The sequence below is a fragment of the Allosphingosinicella sp. genome (genome assembly GCF_059502505.1).
On sequence record NZ_JCACEU010000021.1, the window covers coordinates 1 to 5,412 of the forward strand.

The 5,412-nt window shown below is 63.5% G+C and carries 7 protein-coding genes and 1 tRNA gene; all 8 read left to right on the plus strand.

What is annotated here, in order from left to right:
* The 8 genes from tuf to rplL all read left to right on the plus strand — a co-directional run bounded on the left by tuf (nt 1) and on the right by rplL (nt 5,032).
* Nucleotides 1-1,191, plus strand: a complete 1,191-nt coding sequence (gene tuf / locus AC5JBD_RS16930; RefSeq protein WP_495723006.1) for an elongation factor Tu — start codon at nt 1-3, stop codon at nt 1,189-1,191.
* A 43-nt stretch (nt 1,192-1,234) separates the two neighbouring features.
* Nucleotides 1,235-1,311, plus strand: a tRNA-Trp gene (locus tag AC5JBD_RS16935).
* A 163-nt stretch (nt 1,312-1,474) separates the two neighbouring features.
* Nucleotides 1,475-1,675 carry a preprotein translocase subunit SecE gene (gene secE, locus AC5JBD_RS16940; protein WP_036350572.1) on the plus strand — a complete coding sequence of 67 codons (201 nt, stop codon included), beginning with the start codon at nt 1,475-1,477 and terminating at the stop codon, nt 1,673-1,675.
* 12 nt (nt 1,676-1,687) lie between these two features.
* The gene (gene nusG / locus AC5JBD_RS16945) at nt 1,688-2,221 is read left to right on the plus strand and encodes a transcription termination/antitermination protein NusG (protein ID WP_183450861.1); all 534 of its coding nucleotides are present in this window, start codon (nt 1,688-1,690) and stop codon (nt 2,219-2,221) included.
* Nucleotides 2,222-2,392: 171 nt separating this feature from the next.
* On the plus strand, nt 2,393-2,821 hold the full coding sequence (rplK, locus tag AC5JBD_RS16950; RefSeq protein ID WP_495723007.1) for a 50S ribosomal protein L11: 429 nt from the start codon (nt 2,393-2,395) through the stop codon (nt 2,819-2,821).
* Between the two features lie 10 nt (nt 2,822-2,831).
* Nucleotides 2,832-3,530: a 50S ribosomal protein L1 gene (gene rplA, locus AC5JBD_RS16955; RefSeq protein ID WP_495723008.1), complete on the plus strand. Its 699-nt coding sequence runs from the start codon at nt 2,832-2,834 to the stop codon at nt 3,528-3,530.
* A gap of 553 nt (nt 3,531-4,083) precedes the next feature.
* Nucleotides 4,084-4,602, plus strand: a complete 519-nt coding sequence (gene rplJ / locus AC5JBD_RS16960; protein WP_495723009.1) for a 50S ribosomal protein L10 — start codon at nt 4,084-4,086, stop codon at nt 4,600-4,602.
* Between the two features lie 52 nt (nt 4,603-4,654).
* Nucleotides 4,655-5,032 carry a 50S ribosomal protein L7/L12 gene (gene rplL, locus AC5JBD_RS16965; protein ID WP_495723010.1) on the plus strand — a complete coding sequence of 126 codons (378 nt, stop codon included), beginning with the start codon at nt 4,655-4,657 and terminating at the stop codon, nt 5,030-5,032.
* Nucleotides 5,033-5,412 lie beyond the last annotated feature (380 nt).

Below are 5,412 nucleotides of genomic sequence, written 5' to 3' on the forward strand. Positions count from 1 at the left end.
ATGGCGAAGGAAAAGTTTGCGCGGACGAAGCCGCACTGCAACATTGGGACGATTGGTCATGTGGACCATGGCAAGACGTCTCTGACGGCGGCGATCACCAAGGTTCTGGCGGAGTCGGGGGGCGCGACGTTTACGGCCTACGACCAGATCGACAAGGCTCCGGAGGAGAAGGCGCGCGGCATCACCATCTCGACCGCCCACGTGGAGTACGAGACCACCAACCGCCACTACGCCCACGTGGACTGCCCCGGCCACGCCGACTACGTGAAGAACATGATCACGGGCGCCGCCCAGATGGATGGAGCCATCCTGGTGGTGTCGTCCGCCGACGGCCCCATGCCCCAGACCCGCGAGCACATCCTGCTGGCCCGCCAGGTGGGCGTGCCCGCCCTGGTGGTGTTCATGAACAAGGTCGACATGGTGGACGACTCCGAGCTGCTCGACCTGGTGGAGCTGGAGGTTCGCGAGCTTCTGTCCAAGTACGACTTTCCCGGCGACGACATCCCGATCGTGAAGGGCTCGGCCCTGTGCGCCCTGGAGGACCGGCAGCCTGAGATCGGCCGCGAGGCGGTGCTCAAGCTGATGGCGGAGGTGGACGCCTACATTCCGCAGCCGGAGCGTCCCATCGACCAGCCGTTCCTGATGCCGATCGAGGACGTGTTCTCGATCTCGGGCCGCGGCACGGTGGTGACGGGCCGGGTCGAGCGCGGGATCATCAAGGTGGGCGAGGAGGTGGAGATCGTGGGTCTTCGCACCACGCAGAAGACCACGGTGACGGGCGTTGAGATGTTCCGCAAGCTGCTCGACCAGGGCCAGGCGGGCGACAACGTGGGCGTGCTGCTGCGCGGCACGAAGCGCGAGGACGTGGAGCGCGGCCAGGTGCTGTGCAAGCCGGGCTCGATCAAGCCGCACACGAAGTTCAAGGCTGAGGCGTACATCCTCACCAAGGAGGAGGGCGGACGTCACACCCCGTTCTTCGCCAACTACCGCCCGCAGTTCTACTTCCGCACCACGGACGTGACGGGGGTGGTGACGCTGCCCGAGGGCACCGAGATGGTGATGCCGGGGGACAACATCACCATGGAGGTGACGCTGATTGCGCCGATCGCCATGGAGGAGAAGCTGCGCTTTGCCATCCGCGAGGGCGGCCGCACCGTCGGCGCCGGCGTCGTCGCCGCCGTCATCGATTGATAAGGTTCCAGGTGGCGGAAAACCGCCACCTGTCGACCGCCGGAGGAGTGTAGCTCAATCGGCTAGAGCACCGGTCTCCAAAACCGGGGGTTGGGGGTTCGAGTCCCTCCACTCCTGCCAGCGGTCGACAAAGCGGGCATTTTGCTCTAAAGAGCGCCCCGCAGATGGTTTGAACAGGTGGCGCGAGGCTTGAAAAAGCAGCCTCGCGCCCCTTCAATTTGGGCATGAGCATGCCCTCAGAGGACGTTCGCAGCCGCCCTCAAGGCGGTACGGACGCAGGGAAATGGCGAAGACGAACCCGTTCGATTTCATACAGCAGGTCCGCTCGGAAGCCGCGAAGGTGACCTGGCCGACGCGCAAGGAGACCATGATCACCACCGCCATGGTGTTCGTAATGGTTGTGCTGGCCAGCATCTTCTTTTTGGTCGTCGATCAGGCGATCGGCTGGGGCGTTCGCTCGGTGATCCTTGGACTTGGCGGTTAAGGGGTGGATGCAATGACGAAGCGTTGGTACATCGTCCACGCCTATTCCAACTTCGAGAACAAGGTCGCCCAGTCGATCAAGGACCAGGCCGCCCAGCGTGGCCTTGAGGACAAGTTCGACGAGGTCATGGTCCCGACCGAGAAGGTCGTAGAGGTGCGCCGCGGCCGCAAGGTCGACACCGAGCGCAAGTTCTTCCCGGGCTATGTCCTGGTGAAGTGCGACCTTACCGACGAGGTCTACCACCTCATCAAGAATACCCCGAAGGTGACCGGCTTCCTGGGTGCCGACAAGTCCAAGCCGGTTCCGATTCCGGATCGTGAGGCCGAGCGGATCAAGGGCCAGGTGGCCGAGGGCGTCGATCACCCGAAGCCGTCCGTGAGCTTCGAGATCGGCGAGCAGGTTCGCGTCTCCGACGGTCCCTTCGCCTCGTTCAACGGCGTCGTCGAGGAAGTCGACCACGCCCGGGCCCGCCTCAAGGTGGCGGTGTCCATCTTCGGCCGCGCAACGCCGGTCGAACTCGAATACGGTCAGGTCGAAAAGGTCTGACCGGCGGGAAGTGGCACCTGATTGGTGGCGCTTCTCAGGTCCTCTGAGAGGGCCTTTCATCCGCGGGAGGTCTGCCCGGTCGCCAGCCGGGCCTTCAAAGGCCGTACCGCGATCTGCAACTGCCATGCCGCCCGGTTGGCCCCGGGTGCGTGGTCCATTAGGAGCAGTCCTATGGCAAAGAAAATCTCGGGCTACGTTAAGCTTCAAGTGCCCGCAGGCGCAGCCAACCCGTCGCCGCCGATCGGCCCGGCGCTGGGTCAGCGCGGCCTGAACATCATGGAATTCTGCAAGGCCTTCAACGCGAAGACCGCGCAGATGGAGAAGGGCACCCCGATCCCGGTGATCATCACCGCGTATCAGGACCGTTCCTTCACCTTCGAGATGAAGCAGCCCCCGGTCTCGTACTTCCTCAAGAAGGCCGCGAAGATCGACAAGGGTTCGCAGACGCCAGGCAAGGGCGGCAATGTCGGCCGCGTGACCCGCGACCAGATCCGCGAGATCGCCGAGAAGAAGATGGTCGATCTGAACTGCGATACCGTTGAATCCGCCATGGCCATGATCGAGGGCTCCGCGCGCTCGATGGGCATGGAAGTGGCGTAAGGAGGGCATGATGGCTAAAGAAGGCAAGCGCATCCGCGCCGCCCGCGAGGGCATCGAAGCCGCCAAGCTTTATCCGATCCAGGATGCGGTGAGGCTGATCAAGGAACGCGCCAAGGCGAAGTTCGACGAGACCGTCGAGATCTCCATGAATCTCGGCGTCGATCCCCGTCACGCCGACCAGATGGTCCGCGGCGTCTGCAACCTGCCGAACGGCTCCGGCCGCACGGTTCGGGTGGCGGTGTTCGCCCGCGGCGCCAAGGCCGACGAGGCCAGGGCGGCCGGCGCCGACATCGTGGGCGCCGAGGACCTGTTCGAGACGGTCAACGGCGGCACCATCGAGTTCGACCGGTGCATCGCCACCCCGGACATGATGGCCATCGTCGGCCGCCTCGGTAAGGTTCTGGGCCCGCGTGGCCTAATGCCGAACCCGAGGGTCGGAACGGTCACCATGGACGTCAAGGGCGCCATCGAGGCCGCCAAGGGCGGCGCGGTGGAGTTCCGCGTCGAAAAGGCCGGCATCGTCCACGCCGGCATCGGCAAGGCCTCCTTCGACGAGGGCAAGCTCGTGGAGAACATCCGGGCCTTCGCCGATGCGGTCTCCCGGGCCAAGCCCACGGGGGCCAAGGGCACCTACATCCAGCGCATCGCCGTCTCCTCGACCATGGGCCCGGGCGTGAAGGTCGATCCGTCCTCGATCCTCAACGCCTGATCCGGCTTCCGCCGCAAGCTCGAAGCCCGGCGCTCGTCGCCGGGCTTCTCTTTTGGGCCGACCCTGCCGAAATCGGGCTCGGCTGGCCCAATCTGCAACATTGTATCGCGAATATACGCAAAAAGCCCTGCAAAAGCCTCTTGGCATTTGCCTCCAAAGGGCTTAATAGAACGCGTTGAGTTTCCAACATAGGCCGAGGTACCGCTTTCGAGCAGGCCTCTGGCTGCCAATCCGCCCTGGAGACGGGGCGGTGACAAGCCGGCGAGCCAAAGGGCAACTTTTGGCGCGTTCCGGCTATGTCCTGTCCGAGACTGCAGGTGCCGGCTTGCCGGCATAATTCGAGAGGGCCTGCATAGACGGGGAAGCCGAATTTGATGCCTGTCAACGCAGGCAAAGGGTATCGGTTCGAACCATCTCACCCGGTGCGCCGCCAAGGCGTGATTTGGGGGACAGGGCTTGCGAGAGCGCCGTTCAGGTGCCTCGGGCGCAAGCCTGAGCCTTGAATGGCAGATGCAACCGGCGGAAATCCTATCCGCCAACCGGAGAGAGCCCAGTGGAAAGAGCAGCAAAACGCGAGCTCGTCTCGACGCTCGGCGACGTGTTCAACAACACGAGCGTCGTCGTCGTTGCCCACTATGCTGGCCTGAAGGTCGCCGAAATGCAGAAGCTGCGCGCGCAGATGAAGCAGGCCGGCGCCACCGTCAAGGTCGCAAAAAACAGCCTCGCCAAAATCGCTCTCGAAGGCACGGACGTCGCGTCCATCTCGGGCCTCATGAAAGGCCCGACCCTGATCGCTTATTCGAGCGATCCGGTCGCGGCGGCCAAGGTCGCCGTCGATTTCGCCAAGGCCAACGACAAGCTCGTGATCCTTGGCGGCGCAATGGGCGCGACCTCCCTGAACGTGGACGGAGTCAAGGCGCTTGCGACCTTGCCGTCCCTCGACGAACTGCGCGCCAAGCTGGTCGGCCTCATCCAGGCTCCGGCTACCAAGGTCGCTCAGCTCGCCAACGCGCCGGCGGCGAAGCTCGCCCGCGTTTTCGGGGCCTATGCCAAGACAGGCGAAGCGGCGTGAGGCCGTAACCTCAATCATCGAACCGTTCGAACCGAACCTAAGGAACTAAGAAATGGCTGATCTTGCCAAGCTTGTTGACGATCTTTCGTCGCTGACCGTCCTCGAGGCCGCCGAGCTCTCGAAGATGCTGGAAGAGAAGTGGGGCGTTTCCGCCGCTGCGGCTGTTGCCGTCGCGGCTGCCCCTGGCGCTGGCGCTGCCGCCGCTCCTGTTGAAGAGCAGACCGAGTTCACGGTCGTTCTTGCCGCCGTCGGCGACAAGAAGATCGAGGTCATCAAGGAAGTCCGCGGCATCACGGGCCTGGGCCTCAAGGAAGCCAAGGACCTCGTCGAAGGCGCGCCGAAGCCTGTCAAGGAAGGCGTGTCCAAGGACGAAGCCGAGAAGGTCAAGGCGACCCTCGAGAAGGTCGGCGCCAAGGTCGAGCTTAAGTAATTTTGCGGCCTCGGCCGCAAGGTTGCCCCCGATCAACGGGGTTCAAAAACACACGGTCCCAGGCAAATTCGCCTGGGGCCGTTGTGTCGTCAAAGAGGTCAAGCTTCCTGCAGGCTTCCTGACGGCGCGCACAGGGCTGAAACAGCCCGCCTTTTTTGAGATTCGCTGACGGGTTCCATCCCGTCGGGCGGCTGATCGAGGCTCCTGAAAAAGAGCAGGGATCCTCGATCAGCTGTGCATGAGGAATGAGGTCCAGATGGCCAATACACTGATCGGCCGCAAGCGCATTCGCAAGTTCTTCGGAAAAATCAGGGAAGTCGCGGAAATGCCGAACCTCATCGAGGTTCAGAAGGCATCCTACGACCAGTTCCTGATGGTCG

Bases quoted from the DNA above. Each gene is read 5' to 3' on its own strand.
- rplK (WP_495723007.1), top strand. From the start codon at position 2,393: ATGGCAAAGAAAATCTCGGGCTACGTTAAGCTTCAAGTGCCCGCAGGC.
- tuf (WP_495723006.1), top strand. From the start codon at position 1: ATGGCGAAGGAAAAGTTTGCGCGGACGAAGCCGCACTGCAACATTGGG.
- secE (WP_036350572.1), top strand. From the start codon at position 1,475: ATGGCGAAGACGAACCCGTTCGATTTCATACAGCAGGTCCGCTCGGAA.
- rplL (WP_495723010.1), top strand. From the start codon at position 4,655: ATGGCTGATCTTGCCAAGCTTGTTGACGATCTTTCGTCGCTGACCGTC.
- nusG (WP_183450861.1), top strand. From the start codon at position 1,688: ATGACGAAGCGTTGGTACATCGTCCACGCCTATTCCAACTTCGAGAAC.
- rplA (WP_495723008.1), top strand. From the start codon at position 2,832: ATGGCTAAAGAAGGCAAGCGCATCCGCGCCGCCCGCGAGGGCATCGAA.